2 protein-coding genes are annotated in these 1,395 nt (G+C 71.7%); both read right to left on the bottom strand.

What is annotated here, in order from left to right:
- Nucleotides 1-1,009: DUF3488 domain-containing protein (locus tag N878_RS20520; RefSeq protein ID WP_021445411.1), on the bottom strand; the 1,009-nt coding region annotated here is incomplete at its 3' end.
- The coding region (locus tag N878_RS20515; RefSeq protein WP_021445410.1) for a DUF58 domain-containing protein at nucleotides 1,006-1,395 on the bottom strand (390 nt) is incomplete at its 5' end. The genes N878_RS20515 and N878_RS20520, both read right to left, overlap by 4 nt.

Raw genomic sequence — 1,395 nt, 5'->3', positions numbered from 1 at the left:
ACGCCGGCGGTTCGGCGTCCGCCTCGCGCAGTGCCTGCGGCCAGGAGCGCACCTGGTAGAGCAAGGGGCGATCCACCGGGCGCCGCCGCTGCCAGCGGAAGTCGCTCATCATGCGGCTGTCGCCCTGCGCCAGCTCGCCGACGTCGAGGGCGAACAGCCAGGGCTTGCCACTGGGCTGCATGACGATGCTGTAGTCCAGCGGCTCGCCCGCCTGGCGCCACTGCGGCGTCGCGGGCAGCTCGGCGTAGCTGGATTGCGACCAGCGCCGGCCGTCGAAGCGCTCCAGGGTCAAGGCGCGCCAGTACAGCGCGTGGCGCTCCGGTATCGGGCCGTCGAAGCTGGCGCGAAAGGCCAGCGCCGAGGAGCGGCTGAGCTCGGCGATCTCCCCCGGCTCCATGCTGTCGGACAGCCCGGTGACGCCCTTGTCGCTGGGCATCGGCAGCGACCACAGCGGGCCCATGCGCGGGAAGAACAGAAACAGCAGAACCATCAGCGGCAGCGCCTGCAGCAGCAGGCCGCCGGCCAGGCGCAGGGTCGGCCAAGGCCGCTCGGCGAAACCGCTGTGCTGCAGCCCCACCAGCGCGGCGAGCAGCGCGGTCACCGGCAGCAGGCTGTACAGCGCGGCGAGGATGCCGTCGTCGAACAGGTAGGCGGTCACCACGCAGAAGAAGCCGAGAAAGATCAACACCAGGGCGTCGCGCCGGCTGCGCATCTCCACCAGCTTGAGGACGAAGGTGGCGATCAGCAGCACCACCGCCGCGTCCAGCCCCACCAGGGTGCCGCGCGACAGCAGGATGCCGGCCAGCACCAGCAGCATCAGGCCGCCCTTGGCCCAGCCGTTGGGATAGCCCGCGCGCATGCGGAAGATCTGCACGCGCCAGGCGGCCGCGCCCAGCCACAGGGCGATCATCCACAGCGGCAGGTGCACCAGGTGCGGCAGGATCACCAGCACCTGGGCCACCAGCAGCCAGGTCAGGGCAATGCGCGGAATGCCCGGCAGTGTGCTCATGCCGGCTCACCGAACAGCGCCAGGGCGCGCAGGCAGGCGTCGCGATGGCCTTCGCCGGAGTCCGGGGCGATCACCTGCCCCGGCAGCTGCAGGCCGAACGCCTGTTGCCGCTCCGCCAGTTGCAGCACCCAGTGACAGAGCAGCGACAGGCGCAGCTCCGCATCGCCGCCCAACTGCTCGAAGTCCAGCCACAGGTCGCGCCCGCCGAGCATGGCGAACTCCTTGACCAGCAGGCCCTGGCCGCGCGAATAGGCCTTCCAGTCCAGGCGCCGCTTGGAGTCGCCCGGCTGGTAGTCGCGCAGGCCCTGGAAATCGTCGGCGCCCTGGCCGCGGGCGCGCATGCCCTCCTCGTCCTCGGCGCCCAGGCCGGCGGCCAGCGGCAGCTC

Origin of the sequence: Pseudomonas sp. EGD-AK9 (assembly GCF_000465935.2) — a bacterium.
In the GTDB taxonomy this organism is placed as follows: domain Bacteria; phylum Pseudomonadota; class Gammaproteobacteria; order Pseudomonadales; family Pseudomonadaceae; genus Aquipseudomonas.
The sequence above is the reverse complement of the archived record's forward strand: the minus strand, read 5'-3'. Positions and strand labels throughout refer to the sequence as shown.